This window comes from Luteimonas salinisoli (assembly GCF_013425525.1).
Classification (GTDB): Bacteria; Pseudomonadota; Gammaproteobacteria; order Xanthomonadales; family Xanthomonadaceae; genus Luteimonas; species Luteimonas salinisoli.
This window is the reverse complement of sequence record NZ_JACCKA010000087.1, coordinates 133,858-152,517: the sequence shown is the minus strand read 5'-3', so window position 1 is coordinate 152,517 and position 18,660 is coordinate 133,858. Positions and strand designations below refer to the sequence as shown.

General features: G+C 70.4%; 18 protein-coding genes. 13 read left to right on the top strand and 5 right to left on the bottom strand.

Going from position 1 to position 18,660, the window contains the following annotated elements:
• Positions 1 to 23 precede the first annotated feature (23 nt).
• The 5 genes from H0E84_RS16700 to galU all read left to right on the top strand — a co-directional run bounded on the left by H0E84_RS16700 (position 24) and on the right by galU (position 5,387).
• On the top strand, positions 24 to 305 hold the full coding sequence (locus H0E84_RS16700) for a lipopolysaccharide assembly protein LapA domain-containing protein (protein ID WP_180679773.1): 282 nt from the start codon (positions 24 to 26) through the stop codon (positions 303 to 305).
• A 4-nt stretch (positions 306 to 309) separates the two neighbouring features.
• Entirely contained in the window at positions 310 to 1,491 is a 1,182-nt protein-coding gene (gene lapB, locus H0E84_RS16695) for a lipopolysaccharide assembly protein LapB (protein WP_180679772.1), read from the top strand.
• A gap of 72 nt (positions 1,492 to 1,563) precedes the next feature.
• Positions 1,564 to 2,574, top strand: a complete 1,011-nt coding sequence (locus tag H0E84_RS16690; RefSeq protein WP_425600501.1) for an MraY family glycosyltransferase — start codon at positions 1,564 to 1,566, stop codon at positions 2,572 to 2,574.
• Positions 2,571 to 4,478 (top strand): polysaccharide biosynthesis protein, encoded by a 1,908-nt coding sequence (locus H0E84_RS16685; RefSeq protein ID WP_180679770.1) that lies wholly within the window; start codon positions 2,571 to 2,573, stop codon positions 4,476 to 4,478. The genes H0E84_RS16690 and H0E84_RS16685 overlap by 4 nt, the downstream gene beginning before the upstream one ends.
• A 9-nt stretch (positions 4,479 to 4,487) precedes the next feature.
• A complete protein-coding gene (gene galU, locus H0E84_RS16680; RefSeq protein WP_180679769.1) occupies positions 4,488 to 5,387 on the top strand; it encodes a UTP--glucose-1-phosphate uridylyltransferase GalU in 900 nt (299 codons plus the stop codon).
• A gap of 37 nt (positions 5,388 to 5,424) precedes the next feature.
• Here the strand turns inward: galU and H0E84_RS16675 are convergent, their stop codons facing one another.
• Together H0E84_RS16675 and H0E84_RS16670 are read right to left on the bottom strand one after the other, a co-directional pair.
• Positions 5,425 to 5,847, bottom strand: a complete 423-nt coding sequence (locus H0E84_RS16675) for a hypothetical protein (protein WP_180679768.1) — start codon at positions 5,845 to 5,847, stop codon at positions 5,425 to 5,427.
• Entirely contained in the window at positions 5,844 to 6,407 is a 564-nt protein-coding gene (locus H0E84_RS16670) for an RNA polymerase sigma factor (protein ID WP_180679767.1), read from the bottom strand. The genes H0E84_RS16675 and H0E84_RS16670 overlap by 4 nt, the downstream gene beginning before the upstream one ends.
• A gap of 152 nt (positions 6,408 to 6,559) precedes the next feature.
• Between H0E84_RS16670 and H0E84_RS16665 the strand changes: the two genes are divergently transcribed.
• Entirely contained in the window at positions 6,560 to 6,895 is a 336-nt protein-coding gene (locus H0E84_RS16665) for a DUF6249 domain-containing protein (RefSeq protein WP_180679766.1), read from the top strand.
• Between the two features lie 121 nt (positions 6,896 to 7,016).
• The gene (locus H0E84_RS16660; RefSeq protein WP_219339795.1) at positions 7,017 to 8,732 is read left to right on the top strand and encodes a serine hydrolase; all 1,716 of its coding nucleotides are present in this window, start codon (positions 7,017 to 7,019) and stop codon (positions 8,730 to 8,732) included.
• A gap of 68 nt (positions 8,733 to 8,800) precedes the next feature.
• On the opposite strand, the gene H0E84_RS16655 is transcribed toward H0E84_RS16660, so the two are convergent.
• The 3 genes from H0E84_RS16655 to H0E84_RS16645 form a co-directional block, all read right to left on the bottom strand.
• Positions 8,801 to 10,006: an acetyl-CoA C-acyltransferase gene (locus tag H0E84_RS16655; protein WP_180679764.1), complete on the bottom strand. Its 1,206-nt coding sequence runs from the start codon at positions 10,004 to 10,006 to the stop codon at positions 8,801 to 8,803.
• A 164-nt stretch (positions 10,007 to 10,170) separates the two neighbouring features.
• Complete coding sequence (locus tag H0E84_RS16650) at positions 10,171 to 12,543, bottom strand: 3-hydroxyacyl-CoA dehydrogenase/enoyl-CoA hydratase family protein (protein WP_180679763.1); 2,373 nt, start codon at positions 12,541 to 12,543, stop codon at positions 10,171 to 10,173.
• A 51-nt stretch (positions 12,544 to 12,594) separates the two neighbouring features.
• Positions 12,595 to 13,212, bottom strand: coding sequence for a TetR/AcrR family transcriptional regulator (locus H0E84_RS16645; RefSeq protein WP_180679762.1), 618 nt, complete (start codon positions 13,210 to 13,212; stop codon positions 12,595 to 12,597).
• 214 nt (positions 13,213 to 13,426) lie between these two features.
• Between H0E84_RS16645 and ndk the strand changes: the two genes are divergently transcribed.
• From ndk to bamB, 6 genes are all read left to right on the top strand, one after another.
• A complete protein-coding gene (gene ndk, locus H0E84_RS16640) occupies positions 13,427 to 13,852 on the top strand; it encodes a nucleoside-diphosphate kinase (RefSeq protein ID WP_180679761.1) in 426 nt (141 codons plus the stop codon).
• Between the two features lie 13 nt (positions 13,853 to 13,865).
• Positions 13,866 to 15,074, top strand: a complete 1,209-nt coding sequence (gene rlmN / locus H0E84_RS16635; protein ID WP_180679760.1) for a dual-specificity RNA methyltransferase RlmN — start codon at positions 13,866 to 13,868, stop codon at positions 15,072 to 15,074.
• Positions 15,061 to 15,879: a type IV pilus biogenesis/stability protein PilW gene (gene pilW / locus H0E84_RS16630; RefSeq protein ID WP_180679759.1), complete on the top strand. Its 819-nt coding sequence runs from the start codon at positions 15,061 to 15,063 to the stop codon at positions 15,877 to 15,879. The genes rlmN and pilW overlap by 14 nt, the downstream gene beginning before the upstream one ends.
• On the top strand, positions 15,876 to 16,715 hold the full coding sequence (locus tag H0E84_RS16625) for a helix-turn-helix domain-containing protein (protein WP_180679758.1): 840 nt from the start codon (positions 15,876 to 15,878) through the stop codon (positions 16,713 to 16,715). Before pilW ends, H0E84_RS16625 begins: the two co-directional genes overlap by 4 nt.
• 103 nt (positions 16,716 to 16,818) lie before the next feature.
• On the top strand, positions 16,819 to 17,448 hold the full coding sequence (locus tag H0E84_RS16620; protein ID WP_180679757.1) for a YfgM family protein: 630 nt from the start codon (positions 16,819 to 16,821) through the stop codon (positions 17,446 to 17,448).
• Positions 17,448 to 18,647, top strand: a complete 1,200-nt coding sequence (gene bamB, locus H0E84_RS16615) for an outer membrane protein assembly factor BamB (protein WP_425600500.1) — start codon at positions 17,448 to 17,450, stop codon at positions 18,645 to 18,647. Before H0E84_RS16620 ends, bamB begins: the two co-directional genes overlap by 1 nt.
• Positions 18,648 to 18,660 lie beyond the last annotated feature (13 nt).

Below are 18,660 nucleotides of genomic sequence, written 5' to 3'. Positions count from 1 at the left end.
GTCCGGGGTAAGCTGAACCGATCATGCGACCGCTACGATTCCTCGTCGCCCTGCTGTGCATCGCCATCGGCGTGCTGGTCGGGGCACTGAACCCGCAGGCGGTCGCGCTCGATTTGGGGTTCGTCGTCCTGCACGCCACGCTCGGCGTCGTCCTGCTGGTGGCGCTGCTGTGCGGCGTGCTGACCGGCGGGATGATCCTGGCGGTCTCGGTGGTGCTGCCGCTGCGGCAGCGCCTGCGCCGCGCGCAGGCTCCGCCTTCCTCAACCGCCGCGCCGCCCGACGCCGATCCTGGGCATGGAGTCTGAGCCGATGGCTTTCGTCACCGAGTGGTTCTGGTTCTTCCTGCTGCTGCCGATCGCCGCGCTCAGCGGCTGGGTGATCGGCCGTCGCGGCGGCGAACGGCATAGCGACACCCAGGTCAGCCGCCTGTCGACGACGTACTTCCGCGGCCTCAACTACCTGCTCAACGAGCAGCCCGACAAGGCGATCGAGCTGTTCCTGCACATCGCCGAGCTGGACAAGGAAACGTTCGAGACCCAGGTGGCGCTCGGGCACCTGTTCCGCCGCCGCGGCGAGGTCGACCGCGCGATCCGCCTGCACCAGGGCCTGGTGCAGCGTCCCGACCTGAACGACCAGCAGAAGGTGCAGGCGCTGCTCGCGCTGGGCGAGGACTATATGCGATCGGGGCTGTTGGACCGCGCCGAGACGGTGTTCACCGACCTGGCGGCGCTCGACCAGCGTGCGCCGCAGGCGCTGCGCCACCTGATCAGCATCTACCAGGCCGAGCGCGACTGGCCGAAGGCGATCGAGAACGCGACGCGCTTCGAGGACGCCACGGGCGAGCCGATGGGCAAGCTGATCGGACACTTCGAATGCGAGCTCGCCGAGCGCCTGCGCTCGGCCGGCGACGTCGCCGGCGCCCGCGCCGCGGTCGCCCGCGCCTACGCGGCCGACTCGACCTCGGTGCGCGCCGGCATCCTGGAAGGGCGGATCGAGGGGGAGGCGGGCAACGACGCCGCGGCGATCCGCGCGTTCGAACGCGCCGCGCGCCACGACACCGACTTCCTGCCCGAGATCCTGCCGTCGCTGCTCGCAGCCTATGCGCGCATTGGCGACGGCCCGGGGGCGCGCGCCTTCCTGGCCGAGATGACCGAGCACTACCGCGGGATCGCGCCGGTCCTTGCGCTCGCGCGGCTGATCGAGGCCGAACAGGGCGTCGGCGAGGCCCGCGCCTACCTGGCCGAGCAACTCAAGGACCGCCCCTCGGTGCGCGGCGAGGCCGCGCTGATCGAACTCACCCTGGCCGACGCCGGCGCGGATCCGGCCCGCACCCTGCACGATCTCAGCCACATCACCGACCAGCTGCTCGTGCGCAATCCCAGCTACCGCTGCGGGCGCTGCGGATTCGGCGCGCGCAGCCACCATTGGCAATGCCCGAGCTGCAAGGAATGGGGCTCGATCAAGCCGTTGCTGAACTATGCGGTGGTGTAGGGCACCCCAGGGCCACGCTGCGGACGAGACGCGGGCCGGATGACGCCGGCATCCGTGCTCCCATCGCCGGTGCTGATCCTTGCGTGGGGTGCGGCGCAGCTGGCGCTGGCCGCGTTCGGCACCTGGCTGGCGCGCCGCTATGCTCTGCGTCGCCGCCTGCTCGACCAACCCGGCGAGCGACGCAGCCACAGCGTCGCCACGCCGCGGGGCGGCGGGATCGCCATCGTCGCCTGCCTGCTGGCGGGAGCGCTGCTGCTGGCCTGGTGGTTTCCCGCCGAGCGCGCGCTGTTGCTGGCCGGGAGCGCCGCACTGCTGCTGGTCGCCGCAGTCGGCTGGATCGACGATCATCGCGCCCTGTCCGCCTGGCTCCGCCTCGCGGTGCATGCCGTCGCCGGCCTGTTGCTCGCCGGCGCCGCCCTCCGTTCCGGCCACGGTTTGCCGGTCGCGGCGGCTGGATTCGCGGCCACGGTGGTACTGGTCAACGTCTGGAACTTCATGGACGGCATCGATGGGCTGGCGGCAAGCCAGTGCGCGATCGCCGCGCTCGGCTACGGCCTGCTCGCCTTGCTCGGCCTCGGTGGCGGGGCCGCGGTTCTGCTGGCATTCAGCCTCGCAGCGGCGTGCGCGGGGTTCCTGCCGTTCAACTTTCCGCGTGCGGCGATCTTCCTGGGCGACGTGGGCAGCGGTGCGCTGGGCCTGGCGCTGGCCTGGATCTGCCTGCTGATCGCTCCCCGGCTCGACGGCCCGATGTCCTGGACGCTGTTGCTGCTGCCGCTGTCGGCCTTCCTCGTTGATGCGGCGCTCACGCTGGGTACGCGCATGCTCCGCGGAGAAGCATGGTGGAGACCGCATGTGCAGCACGCCTACCAGTGCTGGGCCCGCCGCATCGGCCGGCATCCGCCCGTCACGCTCGCCTATGCGGCCTGGGGCGGAGCCGCGGTGCTGACCATGCTCGCCGCCCGTGGGCTCGACGCGGCCTATATCATTGCCCTGGCGACGGCATGGGGTCTGGGGGCGGGCGGGGCATGGGTTATCCTGCGCGCCGGCTCTCCCCCTCCGGGCAAGGAACGATCACAAGAATGAAGCGCTGGAAGGACCGTGCCGCCGTCGCGATGCCCCGTGCGGCCATCGTCGGGCACGATCTGTTCATGGTCTGGCTGTGCTGGATCGGCCTGCACCAGTTCCGGCTGTCGATGCAGCCGTTCGCCGAGCCGGTGCCGTGGTGGTCGGTGGAGTTCGCCCTGATCCTCGCCGCCCAGGGGCTGGTGCTGTGGCGCGTGGGCCTGTATCGGGGGGTGTGGCGTTTCGCCAGCATGCCCGACCTGGTGAACATCCTGAAGGCCAGCCTGTTCGGGCTGTTCGCGATCGTGCTCGCGTTGTTTCTGTACAACCGCCTCGACCAGGTGCCGCGCACGGTGCTGGTGCTGTACCCGGTGGTGCTGACCGCGCTGCTGGGAATGCCGCGGCTGCTGTACCGCAGCTGGAAGGACTACAGCCTCAGCCGTACCGACCACACCGCGGTGCGCGTGCTGATCCTCGGCGCCGGGCAGGCGGGCGAGGCGCTGTTGCGGGACCTGCGCAGGGCCGGCGCGTACCAGGTGGTCGGCTTCCTCGACGATGCGGCCAAGCTCCACGGCAGCCACCTGCAGGGGGTGCCGGTGCTGGGGCGGGTGAAGGACGTGGCTCGGATCGCGCCGGAGACGGCGGCCAGGCTGCTCATCATCGCCATGCCCTCGCTCGATGCCGCGGCGATGCGCCACGTGGTCGCCGCCTGCGAGGAAACCGGCCTGCCGTTCCGCACCGTGCCGCGGCTCGACGACCTGCTCGAGGGCCGCTCGCTGCCCGGCGAGCTGAAGGAAGTCGCGATCGAGGACCTGCTCGGCCGTCAGCCCGTGACGCCGGACTGGAAGTCGATCCGTGGCTGGCTGGGCGGCCGCAGCGTGCTGGTGACCGGCGGCGGGGGCTCGATCGGTTCCGAACTCTGCCGCCAGTGCGCGCGCCATGGCGCCCGCCAGATCGCGGTGGTGGAGATGGACGAGCTCGCGCTGAGCACCATCGAGGCGCAGATGCGCCGCGACTTTCCGCAGATCCAGTGCGTGCCCGTGCTCGGCGACTGCGGCGACCCCGCGGTGATCCGCCATGCGCTGGCGCTGTCGTCGCCGGAGGCGGTCTTCCATGCGGCGGCCTACAAGCAGGTGCCGGTGCTCGAGGGGCAGATGCGCGAGGCGGTCCGCAACAACGTGCTGGCCACCGAGACCGTGGCGAGCGAGACGCAGGCGGCGGGCGTGGCCACGTTCGTACTCATCTCCACGGACAAGGCGGTCGATCCGGTCAACGTGCTCGGCGCCACCAAGCGGCTCGCGGAGATGGTCTGCCAGGTGAAGTCGGACCCGCAGTCGACCCGCTTCGTGACGGTGCGCTTCGGCAACGTGCTCGATTCGGCGGGCAGCGTGGTGCCCTTGTTCCGCGAACAGATCCGCAGCGGAGGCCCGGTCACCGTGACCGACCCCGAGGTCACCCGCTACTTCATGACCATTCCCGAATCCTGTCAGCTGATCCTGCAGGCCGCGGCCATCGGCTCGCGCCATGCGATCTACACGCTGGACATGGGCGAACCGGTCTCGATCAGGCTGCTCGCCGAGCAGATGATCCGCCTGGCGGGCAAGCATCCCGAGCGCGACGTGGCCATCGTCTACACCGGGCTGCGGCCCGGCGAGAAGCTGCACGAGACTCTTTTCCACGCCGAGGAGCGCTACCGCCCGACCGCGCATCCGAAGATCCTGCAGGCGGAAGCGCGCGAGATCGTGACCGCGCAGGTATTGGACGCCACCGCAGCGCTGCGCGAGGCGATCGCCACCTACGACCTGGACACCATGGCCGGCGTACTGCGCGAGACGGTTCCGGAGTTCCTGCCGCAGCAGGACCCGGGAGAGCAGGCCGCCGCGACCGTGGTGTCGTTCCCGGCCAGGCACGCCCGCAGGACTTGACGGAGATCCATGAAACGACGCATCCGGACAGCGGTTTTTCCCGTGGCGGGGCTCGGCACCCGCTTTCTTCCCGCCACCAAGACGGTGCCCAAGGAGATGCTGCCGATCGTCGACCGGCCGCTGATCCAGTACGCCGTCGACGAGGCCATCGAGGCGGGCTGCGACACCCTGGTCTTCGTCACCAACCGCTACAAGCACGCGGTCGCGGATTATTTCGACAAGGCCTACGAGCTCGAGGACAAGCTGGCGAAGTCCGGCAAGCTCGAGCTCCTGGAGCTGATGCGCAACCCGCTACCGCGCCATGTGCGTGCAGTCTTCGTGACCCAGGCCGAGGCGCTCGGCCTCGGCCACGCCGTGCTCTGTGCCAAGCCGGTGGTCGGCGATGAGCCGTTCGCGGTGATCCTCCCCGACGACCTGATCTGGAACCGCGGCGACGGCGCCCTCAAGCAGATGGCCGACGCCGCGGAGGCCTCAGGCGCCAGCATGATCGCGGTGCAGGACGTGCCCCGCGACAAGACCGCCAGCTACGGCATCGTCGATACCGAAGGCTTCTCGGACCGCCAGGGCCGTATCCGCGGCATGGTCGAGAAGCCGAGCCCGGAGGACGCGCCGAGCACGCTGGCCGTGGTCGGCCGCTATGTGCTCGACCCGCGCATCTTCGACCTGCTCCAGTCCACGGCGCCCGGCGCCGGCGGCGAGATCCAGCTCACCGACGCCATCGCCCGCCTGCTCGAGGAGCGTCCGGTCAACGCCTACCGGTTCCGCGGCACGCGTTTCGACTGCGGCACCCATATCGGCCTGATCGAGGCGACGATCCGCTATGCGCTCGACCACGAGAAGCTGAGCGAGGCCGCGGCGAAGATGATGCAGAGCGCCTTGGACGAACTGGGCGTGCGCGAGATCGAATGAGGCCGCAGTGCGGCCTCGGGCAGGCGCCCCGCGCTGCTCAGGGCGCGGCCGCGGCGGGTTGCCGACTCCCGGTCCGGTCGAGCGTTCCCGCCACGAGCGCGGCGGCAAGGGCGGCCAGCATCAGCGGCCAGGGCAGTCCGCCCGCCGCCTCCGTGAAGGCGCCGGCCGCCGTCGCCAGCACCGGTGTCAGAGATACGAGACAGAGCGCGGCGGCCGCCGCCGTTATCCGCAGGGTCCAGATCTCCGCCCCTGCCTGCTCCTCGTGGTCCTCCACGATGCGTGCCATCTCGGCCGCGAAGGAGGCAGGCGGCTCGGGCAGCGGCAGGTCGTGGACGGCGCGATAGAGCCTTCGGTAGGCATCGACGTCCTCCTGCCGGAGGTCCGGGACGGTCCGGCCCGTTGCGGACGCGCGCTCGGCAGCGGCCTGCAGCCGCGCTTCGAGCTCCGTGGTGCGGTTCATAGGTGATCTCCCGCTGATTCCCGAAGTTCCTGACGTAGTCTGAGCCTGGCCCGAAACAGATGGCTCTTGATCGTGCCGGCGGGCATCCCGGTGATGCGCGCGATCTCTCCGATGCCCAGTTCGTCGAGATGGTAGAGGGTCACGACCGTCCGCTGCAGCGGCGGCAGTGCGGCGACGGCGTGCTCCAGATGGGCGGCCATGTCGTCGCGCTCGTGCCGTGCCTGGAGGTCGTACTCGTCGGCGATGCCTTCCAGGGCGCTGCCCGCCTCGTCGTGGCCCAGGTCCACCAGCGGGATACGCCGCCTGCGCAGGTGGCGGCTGGCGACGCCGAACGCGATGCGGCCGATCCATGTGGACAGCGCGCTTTCGAAGCGGAACTGGTGCAGCTGCTGGTGCACCCGCAGGTAGACCTCCTGACAGAGCTCGCGGGTTTCCTCGGGGTGCTGCACCATGCGGTACACCAGGTGCCAGACGAGACGCTCGTGGCGCCTGACCAGCGCCTCGAATGCTCCCGGCCGCCGGGAAAGCGCGGCGGCAACGACCTGTCTGTCCTCACCCATGTCGAGGACAGACGCCACGGGCGCCGCGGCGGTTGCACTGGTCGGTGCCGCGCCCCGGCGATCGTTGCCTGTCCGGCACGTGCAACCAGGGGGCCGGTGATGGACTCCATCCCTGCATCGGCCGCCCTGCGCAGCCACATCGGAGTCCGTCCATGTTCGACATCCTGGCCATCCTGATCCCGTTCTTCCTGGCCGCCTGCATCGTCGTCGTCATCCGCATCGTAGTGGAGGCGCGGCTGCGCCGCCGCCTGGCGGAGACGCACGCCACCGAGGACCTGGTGCGCTCGCTGGTGGCGGCCGACGACGAGTTCCGGCGGCAGTCCTCGTTGCGCTGGGGCCTGGTGCTGGTGGCGATGGGCGCGGGCTTCGGTGCCGTGGACCTCTTCAGTCTCGGCGTGGAGGACCCGGCCGCCTTCGGGCTGCTGTTCGCCGCGGCGGGGATCGGGTCGCTCGCCTATCACTTCCTGCGGCGGCCTCCGACGGGCTGATCGCCGTTCCGCGCTCGCGGAGCCTTCCGAAATTTTCCGGACTCACGGTGGGCCTGGCCTACCGCGGGCTGCCGTGCCTGCCGCAGTCCGGCCCTTTTTCAAGACACAAGGAGAACGAGACATGAAATACCGCATCGCGACCGCCGCTCTGATCGGGGTGATGGCCATCTCCAGCCTGTACGGCTGTGCGGACGCTGCGCCGCCACCAGCGGCGACCGCGCTGGACGAGGCCGTCCCGGGGATTCTCCGCCGCGCCCGGGTGCCCGCCGTGGCCGTCGCACGCATCGAGGACGGCAAGCTCGCCTGGACTCGCGTCTACGGCGAGGCCAGCCCGGGGATCGATGCGGACGGGCGCACGGTATTCAACGTCGCCTCGCTCACAAAGCCCGTGTTCGGGATGCTGACGCTCCAACTGGCCGCCAACGGACGCATCGATCTCGATGCGGACCTTTCGCCGTTCTGGGTCGACCCGGACATCGCCGAGGATCCACGCCGGCACGCGCTGACGCCGCGCCTCGCGCTCAGTCATCAGACCGGTTTTCCGAACTGGCGCGGCCGTGGCGATCTGCAATTCGCCTTCGCTCCCGGCGCCCGGCACGAATATTCCGGCGAAGGATACGAATACCTGCGGCGCGCGCTCGAAGGCGCCACCGGTCAGTCGATGGAGGCGCTGATCGAGGAGGCCGTACTCGCGCCGGCGGGCATGGACGACAGTTCGTTCGGTTGGGACGAGCGCTGGGAGGGACGCCTGGCCACCGGCTTCGACGAGGCCGGCAAGCCCCTGGACATGGCGCATGCCAGGGCCCGCGAAGCCAATGCCGCCGCGAACATGTTTAGTACAGTCGGCGACTACAGCCGCTTCGTTGCCTGGGTGGTGGCAGGCGCGGGCCTTCCCCGCGAACTGTTCGCCGACATGCAGCGCCCGCAGGCGGTCCATGCGGCGCCGGTCGAAAGTTTCGGCCTGGGCTGGAAGCTGGTGCGGGCCGACGGCGCGGCCACCCTCTGGCACGACGGCCGCGAGCCGGGGGTGCGCAGCTTCGTGCTGGCCCGCCCCGCATCGCGCGATGGTCTGGTGATCCTGAGCAACGGCTCCAACGGCGAACTGGCGATGCGCCCGATCATCGAGGCGGCGGTGCCGGGTGGCGCGGCGTGGCTGCGGGAACGGGACATGGAGGTGTGGCGCTACCTGCAGTCGGTCTCCGGTGCGCAGCTCGAGCAGCTCCTGCAGATGGTCTCCGGTTCGCCGTCGTTCATGGCCATGCTGATGCACGCCGCCGATGCGGCGCTGCTACAGCGGTCGCCGCTCGATTCTCGCGACAGGGCGGAGGCTTCGGCGGCGATCGAGCCGTTCGCGCTGGGGATGGTGAACGGAACCGTGACCGCGGAGCGTGCAGTGCGGCTGACCGCCTTGCTGCTCGATCCGGCCGGGGAGCAGGACAGGAGGCTCGTCAGCGCCTTCGACCAGGAGCGTGCGCGGGCATGGCTGGAGGCGTTGCGCGTGGACGATGGCACGGCCGCGGCTGCGGCAGGCGGCGCGGCCGACAGTGATTTGCGGACGACGGTGGAGGTGCCGGACCGGGTCCTGCGCGAGTACGTCGGCGAATACCGGGTGCCGTCGGCGTCGCTGCTGATCTCCATTGCCGCGTCCGAAGGACGGCTGATCGCCACGGCCGAGGGTACGCCGGCCACCACGTTCCATCCGGCATCGCAAACGCGCTTCTTCATGAAGGAGGCGGCCACGGACTTCGAGTTCGTCCGCGGCGAGGAGGGGCAGGTGAGCGGCATCCGGATCATCTGGGACGCAAGCCGCTCCGAGTTCGCGCCAAGGGTGCGCTGACGGCGTTGCTCGCGCACTGACACCGGCTGCCGACGCCTGCGGCGCGGCAGCCGGTGCCGCCTCCGGCGCTACAGCGCCTCGAACACGCCGGCGGCGCCCATGCCGGTGCCGATGCACATCGTCACCAGGCCGTACTTCTGTTTGCGCCGGCGCAGGCCGTGGACGATCGTGGCGGTGCGCACCGCGCCGGTGGCGCCGAGCGGATGGCCCAGGGCGATCGCGCCGCCCAGCGGGTTCACCTTGTCCGGATCGAGGTCCGAGTCGCGGATCACCGCCAGCGCCTGCGCGGCGAAGGCTTCGTTGAGCTCGATCCAGTCGATCTGGTCCTTGCTCAGGCCGGCCTGCCTGAGCGCCTTCGGAATCGCCGCGATCGGGCCGATGCCCATCACCTCGGGCCGCACCCCGGCCACCGCGAAGCTGACGAAGCGGGCAAGGGGAGTGAGCCCGTAGTCCTTCACCGCCTGCTCAGAGGCCAGCAGTATCGCGCCTGCGCCATCGCTCATCTGCGACGAGTTGCCGGCGGTGACGGTGCCGCCGAACTGGCCGTTGCGGAACACCGGGCGCAACCGCGCCAGTCCCTCGATCGAGGAATCCTGGCGCGGGCCCTCGTCGGTATCGACCCGCCGCCGGCGCAGCTGTACGGTATTTCCCGCCAGGTCCGGGACCCGCGACATCACCTCGTAGGGGCTGATCTCGTCGGCGAACTCGCCGGCCTCGATGGCGGCGATGGCCTTGCGGTGCGAAGCCAGCGCGAACGCGTCCTGGTCCTCGCGCGATACCTTCCACTCCTCGGCGACCTTTTCCGCGGTGATGCCCATGCCGTAGGCGATGGCGACGTTCTCGTCGCGCTCGAACACCTGCGGACTGAGCGCCACCTTGTTGCCCATCATCGGCACCATGCTCATGCTCTCGGTGCCGCCGGCCAGCACCAGGTCGGCGTTGCCGAGGCGGATCTGGTCGGCCGCGAGCGCCACCGCCTGCAGCCCGGAAGAGCAGAAGCGGTTGATGGTCTGCGCAGCCACGGTGTTCGGCAGGCCAGCCAGCAGCACGCCGATGCGCGCCACGTTCATGCCCTGTTCGCCCTCCGGCATCGCGCAGCCGATCACCGCGTCCTCGATGCGGCCGACGTCGATGCCGGGCGCCTGGGCGACCACGGACTTGAGGACATGCGCGAGCATGTCGTCGGGGCGGGTGTTGCGGAACACGCCGCGCGGCGCCTTCCCCACCGGGGTGCGGGTGGCGGCGACGATGTAGGCGTCCTGGATCTGTTTCATGGGGCTTTCTCCGAAAGCCGGGAATGGGGGGTCGGGAATGGGGAATCGCAACAGCGATTCACCCGGTCCCGTAGTTCTTCATTCGCGGCAGAACATTTCTTGGCGGGGGAGAGGGAAGGGGAGGGAACTGCTTCGACCAATTCCCGATGCCCCATTCCCGATTCTCAGTTCCTAAGCGGCTTGCCCGTCTTGAGCATGTGGGCGATGCGCTCCTGGGTCTTGGGCATCTGCGCCAGCGCGACGAAGTGCTCGCGCTCCAGACGCAGCAGCCAGTCCTCGTCGACCGTGGCGCCGCGATCGATCTCGCCGCCGCAGAGCACGGTGGCGATGCGGGTGGCGATCTCGTAGTCGTGCGGCGAAACGAAGCGGCCCTCCAGCATATTGACCAGCATCATCTTGAACGTGGCGATGCCCACGTCGCCGGCCACCGGGATGGCGCGCGCTGGGAGTGGCGGCCGGTAGCCGCTTTCGGCCAGCGCCAGCGCCTGCTGGCGGGCGACGTGCAGCAGTTCGTGCGGGTGGAAGACGATCGAATCTCCGGCGCGCATCAGACCGAGTTCCCTTGCCTCCATCGCCGACTTCGAGACCTTGCCCATGGCCACCGTCTCGAAGACGTTCTTGAGTTCGGCGAAGACGTCGCCGTCGGGGCCCGCGGCCTGCGCCGCGCGCAGCGCCAGCTCCTTCAGGCCGCCGCCCGCCGGAAGCAGGCCAACGCCGGCCTCGACCAGGCCGATGTAGCTTTCCAGTCCGGCGACGGTGCGCGCCGCGTGCATCTGGAATTCGCAGCCGCCGCCCAGCGCCATCCCGCGCACGGCGGCGACCACCGGCACCAGCGAATACTTGATGCGCTGGCTGGTGGCCTGGAAGTTGGCGACCATCGCCTCGAACGCGTCGACCTTGCCGGCCTGCAGCAGCCCGAGCGCGCCGGCGAGGTCGGCGCCCGCCGAGAACGGCTCCTTCGGCTGCCAGATCACCAGGCCGCGCAGGTCGCGCTCGGCGATCGCCACCGCCTCCTGCAGGCCGTCGAGTACCTGATCGCTGACCGTGTGCAGCTTGGTCTTGAAGGAAGCCACGCCGATGCCGTCGCCGTCGGTCCACAGGCGAATGCCGTCGTTCTCGAACAGGGTCTCGCCCGGCGCGAACGATTCGCCCAGCAGCGGGTCCGGAAAACGCTGGCGCGCGTATACGGCCAGTTCCGATCGCGGCACGGCGGCGTCGCGCGAAGGACTGTAGCTGCCGTCCTTGCCGTGCACGCCGTCGCGCCCGTCGAGGACCCAGGCGGGCAGGCGCGCGTCGCTCATCGCCTTGCCGCCGGCGATGTCCTCGGCGATCCAGTCCGCCACCTGCTTCCAGCCCGCGGCCTGCCAGCTCTCGAACGGCCCCAGCGACCAGCCGTAGCCCCAGCGGATGGCGAGATCGACGTCCCGGGCGGTCTCGGCGATGTCCGCCAGGTGATAGGCGCTGTAGTGGAACAGGTCGCGGAACACGGCCCACAGGAACCGGGCCTGCGGATGCTCGCTCTCGCGCAGCCTGCGGAATTTTTCCGCCGGGTCCCTGGTCTTGAGGATGTCCACGACTTCCGGGGCCGCGGCCGGGTCGGCGGGGCGGTAGTCCTGCTTCTCCAGGTCGAGCACCTGGATCTCCTTGCCGGCCTTGCGGAAGATGCCGGCGCCCGCCTTCTGCCCCAGCGCGCCCTTGTCGATCAGCGCCTGCAGCCACTGCGGGGTCTTGAAGTACCCGTGCCAGGGATCGTCCGGCAGGGTGTCGGCCATGGTTCCGATCACGTGCGCCATGGTGTCCAGGCCGACCACGTCCGAGGTGCGGTAGGTGGCCGACTTCGGCCGGCCGATCAGCGGGCCGGTCAGCGCGTCGACCTCGTCGAAGCCGAGCCCGAAGGCTTCCGTGTGGTGGATGGTCGCCAGGATCGAGAACACGCCGATGCGATTGCCGATGAAGTTGGGGGTGTCGCGCGCGTACACCACGCCCTTGCCCAGCTGGGTGGTGAGGAACGTCTCCAGGCCTTGCAGCACCGCCTTGTCGGTGCTGCGCGCCGGGATCAGCTCGGCCAGGTGCATGTAGCGCGGCGGGTTGAAGAAGTGCACGCCGCAAAAGCGGTGGCGCAGCCGTTCCGGCAACACGTCGGCGAGCTTGTCGATGCCCAGGCCGGAGGTGTTGGTGGCCAGCACCGCATGGTCGGTCACGTACGGGGCGATCTTCCGGTAGAGGTCCTGCTTCCAGTCCATGCGCTCGGCGATGGCCTCGACGATCAGGTCGCAGCCGCGGAGCAGTTCCAGGCCGGTGTCGTAGTTGGCGGGGGTGATCGCCGCGGCCAGCGCCTTGCTGGCCAGCGGCGCTGGACTGAGCTTGCCGAGGTTGCCGATCGCCCTGGTCACCACGCCGTCCGGATCGCCCTCCTTCGCGGCCAGATCGAACAGCACCGTGTCGACGCCGGCGTTGGCGAGGTGGGCTGCGATCTGCGCCCCCATCACCCCGGCGCCGAGGACGGCGGCGCGCCGTACGAGCAGTTTCTCAGACATGTCCAGGAACTCCTTGATTGGTATCGATTGTTTTTTGAAGGCGGCTGCGGGTCAGGCGCGCATCCCGGCGGCAGCGAAGCGGATCAGCTCGCTGGCGGCGCGACGGCGGTGGGTGTCCTCGTCGACCCCGTGCGGCCGCTTGATCAGGCCGAAATCGGCCATGGCGTAGGTCAGCGCCCCGGCCAGGAAGTCGAGCCGCCAGTACAGCTCCTCCTTCGACAGGCCGGGCAGGCACGCGCCCAGGGCACGGGCGAAGTCGCGCTGCACGTGGCCGTAGCGCTCGGACAGGAAGGCGCGCAGGCCGTCGTTCTTCTCGGCGTAGGCGCGCGCGATCACGCGGATGAAGGCGCCGCCGCCGTTGCGGTCGCCGGCCAGCGCGAGGGCCGGCTCCACGAAGGCGGCCAGCACCGGCTCCAGAGCCCCCGGGTGCTGCTCCCGGGCGCTGCGCAGCATCGACAGCCGCTGCGTACTCATGTCGTCCATGCGCCGGCGGAAGACCTCGTTGACCAGGTTCTCCTTGCTGCCGAAGTGGTAGTTCACCGCGGCGATGTTGACGTCGGCACGGGTGGTGACCTGGCGCAGCGACGTCCCGCTGAAGCCCTGCTGGGCGAAGAGCTCCTCGGCGGCGCCGAGGATGCGCTCCTTGGTGGAGAACTGGGTGGCGGGCATGGACCGTCCTGCAGGCTGAATCAAACGCTTGTTTGATGCTAGGGCGGATCGGGTCCGCGGTCAAACCGGCCGCTACCCCGGGACCGGTTTCAAGGACTCCCGCCAATCAGTTAGAATCTGTCCCAGCCAGTTCGGCTAAACCCGCGCCACATCGCGGGTTTTTCCATGTTAACCTGGACCGCTCCATCGCGGTCCGCCTGACCGGAGACACCCCATGGCGCTGGAGCGCACCCTGTCGATCATCAAGCCCGATGCCGTTGCCAAGAACGTCATCGGCGAGATCTATACCCGTTTCGAAAAGGCGGGCCTGCACATCGTCGCAGCGAAGATGAAGCACCTGTCGCGCGAGGAGGCCGAGGGCTTCTACGCCGTGCACCGCGAGCGCCCGTTCTTCGGCGCGCTGGTGGAGTTCATGATCAGCGGCCCGGTGATGATCCAGGCGCTCGAGGGCGAGGACGCGATCGCGAAGAACCGCGACCTGATGGGCGCCACCAATCCGAAGGAGGCCGCGGCGGGCACCATCCGCGCCGATTTCGCCGAATCCATCGACGCCAACGCCGTGCACGGTTCCGACGGCGCCGAGACCGCCGCGCAGGAGATTTCCTACTTCTTCGCCGACGGCGAGATCTGTCCGCGCTGAGCGCGGAACGATCATGAGCAGCAGCGACCGCCAGCCGCAGACCTCCGCACCGGGCGAGCGCCCGGTGGCGGGCGCTCCCGCCGCTGCGCGGCAGAACCTGCTCGATCTGGATCGCGAGGGGCTGGAGCGCTTCTTCGTCGAGACTCTCGGCGAGAAGCGCTTTCGCGCCCACCAGGTGATGAAGTGGATCCACCACCGCCACGTCACCTCGTTCGACGACATGACCGACCTTGGCAAGGCGCTGCGCGCCAAGCTCGAGGCGCATGCCGAAGTCCGGGTGCCGCAGGTACAGTTCGAAAAGCCATCCGCCGACGGCACACACAAGTGGCTGCTGGCGATGGACGGCAGCAACGCCATCGAGACGGTATTCATCCCCGACAAGGGCCGCGGCACGCTGTGCGTGTCGTCGCAGGTCGGCTGCGCGCTGAACTGCCAGTTCTGCTCCACCGCCACCCAGGGCTTCAACCGCAACCTCTCGGTCGCCGAGATCATCGGCCAGGTGTGGGTGGCGGCCAGGCACCTGGGCAACGTCCCGCACCGCGAGCGCAAGCTCACCAACGTGGTGATGATGGGCATGGGCGAGCCGCTGATGAACTTCGACAACGTGGTCGCGGCGATGAGCGTGATGCGCGACGACCTCGGCTATGGCCTGGCCAACAAGCGCGTCACCCTGTCGACCGCCGGCATGGTGCCGATGATCGACCGGCTCGGCGAGGAAAGCGACGTCTCGTTGGCGGTTTCGCTGCACGCCGCCGACGACGAGCTGCGCAGCAGCCTGGTGCCGCTCAACCGCAAGTACCCGGTGGTCGAGCTGATGGCGGCCTGCGAACGCTATGCGCGCCGGCGCCGCGGCACCTCGATCACCTTCGAGTACACCTTGATGAAGGGCGTCAACGACCAGCCCGTCCACGCCCGGCAGCTGGCGCGGCTGATGCGCGCGTTCGGCAACGCGATGCAGGCGAAGGACGCCGCCAAGGTCAATCTGATCCCGTTCAATCCGTTCCCGGGCACCCGCTTCGAACGCTCGCCCGAGACCGACATCCGCGCCTTCCAGAAACTCCTGCTGGATGCCGGGGTGCTGACCATGGTGCGGCGCACCCGCGGCGACGATATCGATGCCGCCTGCGGACAGCTCAAGGGCCAGGTGGCCGATCGGACGCGGCGCCAGGCCGAGTTCCGCAAGCGGTTGGCGGAGCAGGGCGGGGTCGATGCCGCGGCATAGCGTCATCGCGCTGGCAGTCGTGTTGGCGCTGTCGAGCGCGGCCTGTTCGCGGATGTCCTTCGTCAAGCCCAGCGCCAAGCGAGGCGACTCCGAACAGGTCGCCCCGCGCTACGATTTCCGGGGAACGCCGCAGAGCCGGCAGCGCACGGAAACGCGCCTGCAGGTGGCGCGCGGCGCCCAGGCGCTGCGCAACGGCGATGTCGACACCGCGGAGCGCGAACTGCGCGCGGCGCTCAGGCACGACCCCGACAACTTCAACGCCCTGACCCTGATGGCGGTGATCGAGTCCCACCGCGGACGCGACGCCCAGGCCGGCGAACTCTATGCGCGTGCCGCCTCGACGGCTCCGCACATCGGTGGCGCCCAGGAGAACTACGGCGCCTGGCTGTGCGCCAACGGCCGCCCCGCCGAGGGCATGACGTATCTGGACCGCGCGCTGGCGACCCCGGGCTATTCGGAGCCGGCCGGCGCGCTGGCCAACGCCGGCGCCTGCGCGGAGGCTGCCGGCCAGCCCGATCGCATCGAGCGCGACCTGCGGGCGGCCCTGCGGCTGCAGCCGGCCAACGCGGTGGCGTTGTCAGCCATGGCGCAATACAAGTACCGTAGGGGCAATTATCTGGAAGCACGCGCGTTTTCCGAGCGCCGCCTCGCCGCGGCGCCTCCCACCGCGGACGTTCTTCTAATTGCGTCACAGATCGAGGACAGGCTCGGCGACAGGGCAGCCGCCGAACGCTACCGTCGACGCCTGGGGAGGGAGTTCCCGCAGGCGTTGTCAGCACAACCCGGGGAAAGCAGTCGACCATGACATCTGCAGCGAATGCAGGCATGCCCGAGCACGGGAGCGGCGATCGCCTTCGTCAGGCGCGTTCCGATGCCGGCCTGACCGTCGCCGAAGTGGCGTCGAGGATGCGCGTTCCGGTCCGCGTCGTCGAATCGCTCGAGGCCGAGGATTGGAGCCGGCTGGGGGCGCCGGTCTTCGTTCGCGGGCAGTTGCGCAGCTATGCCCGGGCGCTCGGCCTGCCGACCGAGGCGCTGATGGGGGCACGGACGGCGGCGCCGATCGAACCGCCGCAGCTGGCGCCGCGCACTTTCGTCTCGCCGCTGCAGCGGTTCGCCGAGCAGGCCGCGCGCCGGCTGGTCTACGTGGTGATCACCGCGGCGATCGCGGTCCCGGTGTGGATGGTGACCCGCCAGCACGTCGAGGTCGGGCAGCCCGAGACCGCCTCGCTGGAGATCGCGCCCGGCGCCGACGCCGCTCCGGCCGAAACGGCGGCGGATGCGGGCCAGTCCCGGCCGCAGCCGCGCCAGCGCCCCTTCGTGGCATCGATGACGCCGATCCAGAGCCGCAAGCCGGCCGCCCAGCTGCAGTCCGCCCAGCCGGCGCTGTCGCTGCGGTTCAGCGGCGACAGCTGGGTCGAGGTGCGCGCTGCCGACGGCAGCGCCGTCGAGCAGGCGCTGGTCAGGGCGGGGGAGCGCCGCAGCTACGCGCCGGGCGAGGTCGGGCGGATCCTGCTCGGCAATGCCGATGCCGTGGAGGTTCGCCAGTACGGGCGCGTTCAGGATATGGCCCCCTACCAGCGAGCGAACGTCGCGCGCTTTACGGTATCCTCTGACGGTTCGCTCGCACCGGCGTCCGAGTGACGCTCCGGCACCGCCCGCCCCGCGGGTAGCGACACGCAGACACGGGCCCGCCAGGGCCCGTTTCCCATGACAGGCCCGCGCCCGGCGGCGGGCGAGAGACGGTATGGCGATCGAACTTCTGGACGAACACGAACAGGGCGAGCGGGTCCGCGACTGGCTGCGCCGCAACGGCCTCGGGCTGCTCGCAGGCGTGGCGCTGGGCCTGGCGATCATCGGCGGCTGGCAGTGGTGGCAGCGCCAGCAGCTGGCTGAGCGGATGCAGGTCGGAGAAAGCTACCAGGCGGCGCTGGCCAGCATCCGGGCCGGGCAGCTGGACCAGGGCAGAACCCGCGCCGCGGCGCTGCGCGACGGCGCCTACGGCACGCTGGTCGCCCTCGACCTGGCCAAGGCGGAACTCGAGGCGGGCGACCGCGACGCGGCGATCGTCACCCTGGAGCAGGCCGCGGACGGGGCCGACCCGGCATTCGACGCGGTGCGCCGCCAGCGCCTGGCGCGGCTGCTGATCGATGCCGGCCGCGCCGAGGAGGCCACGGAGCTGCTGGCCGGGGCCGGGGACGTCGGCGGACTCGAGGCGCTGGGCGATGCCCGGTTCGCCCTGGACCGCCGCGACCAGGCGCGCGAGGCCTATGCCGAGGCGCTGCGCGGGCTCGACGCGAATGCCCCGCAGCGGCGCCTGCTCGAACTCAAGCTCACCCAAGCCGGCGGCACGCCGCCCCAGCCCGAGACCATTTGATGAATCCAGCCAAGCCCCAGCCGCGTTCCCCGATGCTGCGCACCGCCGCCGCGCTGTTGTGCGTGCTCGCGATCTCCGGCTGCAGCACCATCCGCGGCTGGTTCGGCGGCGACGACGACGAGGTGAACACGACCGATCCGGCCGCGCTGGCCGACTTCGTCCCGTCGGCCACGGTCGACCGCATCTGGACCGCAGGCGCCGGCAAGGGCGAGCGGCGTATCGGCGCGGGGCAGTCGCCGGCCGTCGCCGACGGCCGGGTCTACGCGGCGGCGCTGACCGGTGGGGTGCGCGCGTTCGACCTGCAGACCGGCGCCACCGTCTGGCATCACGATTCCGACCTGCCGCTGTCGGGCGGTCCCGGGGTCGGCGACGGACTGGTGGTGGCCGGTAGCCTGGAAGGCGACGTGCTGGCCCTGGATGCGGCGAGCGGTGCCGAGCGCTGGCGCGCCAAGGTCGGCAACGAGGTGATCGCCGCCCCGGCCATCGGCCAGGGCCTGGTCGTGGTGCGCTCCAACGACGGCCATGTGAGCGCCTTCGACGCCGCCAGCGGCGAGCGCCGCTGGTTCTGGGTGCGCGACCTGCCGGCACTGACCGTGCGCGGCAACGACGCACCGGTGCTGGGACCGGGCTATGTCTTCGTGGGCAACGACGACGGCACGGTGATCGCCATCGGCCTCGCCGACGGCCGGCCGATCTGGGACCAGGCCGTGGGCGAGCCGGACGGGCGCACCGACCTGGAGCGCATGGCCGACGTGGACGGCAGCCCGGTGCTGGACGACGTGGTGCTCTACGCCAGCAGCTACAAGCGCCAGACCATGGCGATCGAGGCACCCAGCGGACGGCCGCTGTGGGCCAGCGACCGCGGCGGCTCGGGCCGCGTCGGGCTCGCCGCCGACCGCCTGGTGGTGGCCGATCCGGCAGGCACGGTCTGGGCGCTGGACAAGAACGGCGGCACCGCGCTGTGGCAGCAGGACGCGCTGGCGCGGCGCGGCCTGAGTTCGGCGGCGGTGCACGACGGGCACGCCGTGGTCGGCGATCTCGACGGCTACGTGCACTGGCTGCGGCTGGAAAACGGAGAGCTGGCCGCACGCGTCCGCGCCGGCCGCGCCGCGATCAAGGGTTCCCCCGTGGTGGCCGACGGCATCCTGGTCGTGCAGAACGTCAAGGGCGACCTGAGCGCCTACCGGCTGGGCCAGTAGCCGGCCGCCGGCC

Coding starts and splice junctions, on each gene's coding strand:
- H0E84_RS16700 (WP_180679773.1), top strand. CDS start 24: ATGCGACCGCTACGATTCCTCGTCGCCCTGCTGTGCATCGCCATCGGC.
- lapB (WP_180679772.1), top strand. CDS start 310: ATGGCTTTCGTCACCGAGTGGTTCTGGTTCTTCCTGCTGCTGCCGATC.
- H0E84_RS16685 (WP_180679770.1), top strand. CDS start 2,571: ATGAAGCGCTGGAAGGACCGTGCCGCCGTCGCGATGCCCCGTGCGGCC.
- galU (WP_180679769.1), top strand. CDS start 4,488: ATGAAACGACGCATCCGGACAGCGGTTTTTCCCGTGGCGGGGCTCGGC.
- H0E84_RS16675 (WP_180679768.1), bottom strand. CDS start 5,847: ATGAACCGCACCACGGAGCTCGAAGCGCGGCTGCAGGCCGCTGCCGAG.
- H0E84_RS16670 (WP_180679767.1), bottom strand. CDS start 6,407: ATGGGTGAGGACAGACAGGTCGTTGCCGCCGCGCTTTCCCGGCGGCCG.
- H0E84_RS16665 (WP_180679766.1), top strand. CDS start 6,560: ATGTTCGACATCCTGGCCATCCTGATCCCGTTCTTCCTGGCCGCCTGC.
- H0E84_RS16660 (WP_219339795.1), top strand. CDS start 7,017: ATGAAATACCGCATCGCGACCGCCGCTCTGATCGGGGTGATGGCCATC.
- H0E84_RS16655 (WP_180679764.1), bottom strand. CDS start 10,006: ATGAAACAGATCCAGGACGCCTACATCGTCGCCGCCACCCGCACCCCG.
- H0E84_RS16650 (WP_180679763.1), bottom strand. CDS start 12,543: ATGTCTGAGAAACTGCTCGTACGGCGCGCCGCCGTCCTCGGCGCCGGG.
- H0E84_RS16645 (WP_180679762.1), bottom strand. CDS start 13,212: ATGCCCGCCACCCAGTTCTCCACCAAGGAGCGCATCCTCGGCGCCGCC.
- ndk (WP_180679761.1), top strand. CDS start 13,427: ATGGCGCTGGAGCGCACCCTGTCGATCATCAAGCCCGATGCCGTTGCC.
- rlmN (WP_180679760.1), top strand. CDS start 13,866: ATGAGCAGCAGCGACCGCCAGCCGCAGACCTCCGCACCGGGCGAGCGC.
- pilW (WP_180679759.1), top strand. CDS start 15,061: ATGCCGCGGCATAGCGTCATCGCGCTGGCAGTCGTGTTGGCGCTGTCG.
- H0E84_RS16625 (WP_180679758.1), top strand. CDS start 15,876: ATGACATCTGCAGCGAATGCAGGCATGCCCGAGCACGGGAGCGGCGAT.
- H0E84_RS16620 (WP_180679757.1), top strand. CDS start 16,819: ATGGCGATCGAACTTCTGGACGAACACGAACAGGGCGAGCGGGTCCGC.
- bamB (WP_425600500.1), top strand. CDS start 17,448: ATGAATCCAGCCAAGCCCCAGCCGCGTTCCCCGATGCTGCGCACCGCC.